The organism is Pseudoalteromonas sp. MMG007, assembly GCF_018100985.1.
GTDB lineage: Bacteria > Pseudomonadota > Gammaproteobacteria > Enterobacterales > Alteromonadaceae > Pseudoalteromonas.
Map to the genome: position 1 here is coordinate 1 of NZ_JAGJEI010000045.1, position 794 is coordinate 794.

Annotated in this window: 1 protein-coding gene; it reads right to left on the reverse strand. The window is 53.8% G+C overall.

All coding sequences use genetic code 11. From position 1 onward, the window contains the following. The coding region (locus tag J8L71_RS18340) for an Ig-like domain-containing protein (RefSeq protein WP_211001799.1) at positions 1 to 794 on the reverse strand (794 nt) is incomplete at both ends.

The window sequence follows — 794 nt, forward strand, 5'->3', positions numbered from 1 at the left end:
CCGGCGCTATCGCTCACGCTGGCTTCAATAGTGAGCTCTCCATCAGCTAATGCAGTTGGTACATCTGCTGACCAACTGCCGTCGGCTTGTACTGTCGCGGTGAACGTTTCGGTTGTGGTGCCATCGCTCACACTGATGTTTATCACTGTGCCTGCTGGCGCATTGCTGCTTCCACTGATTGTTGGCGTGCTGTCGTTGGTCGCGCCCACGGTATCCAGTGTCAATGTCGGCGCAAGGGTATCAAGCGTGCCTGATTGAACGGCGCCGCCAGTGTTCCCTGCCGCATCGGTAATGCTGGCTTGTACACTGTAGCCCCCATCTGGTAATTCAGGGCTAGTCGCTTGCCATTCACCGTTTGCATCAACGGTAGCGGTGATTGGATACTCATCACCATTACTGTCGGTAATAACAATGTTTACAACGGTGCCTTCTGGCTCTGTTGAGGTGCCACTAACAACTGGCGTGCTGTCGTTGCCAAGGCCCAGTGCATCCACGCTCACAACTGGGGTGATGGTGTCCACATTACCACTGCTGTTTGCTGTGCTCTCATTGCCTGCAGCATCCGTAATACTGGCGCTTACAGTAAAGTCACCTTGTGCAAGCGCACTGGGGATTTCAATATCCCAGTGACCATCACTTTCAACGGTGGTGGTGATGGTTTGCACGGCGCCGTCGCTGTCGGTCACGGTGAGTGTGACCGTGCCACCAATTTCGTTACTGGTGCCTTGTAATGTCGGTGTTAGGTCGTTTACATCGCCTACATCTTGAATGGTTAAAGTTGGCGCTTGCGTGTC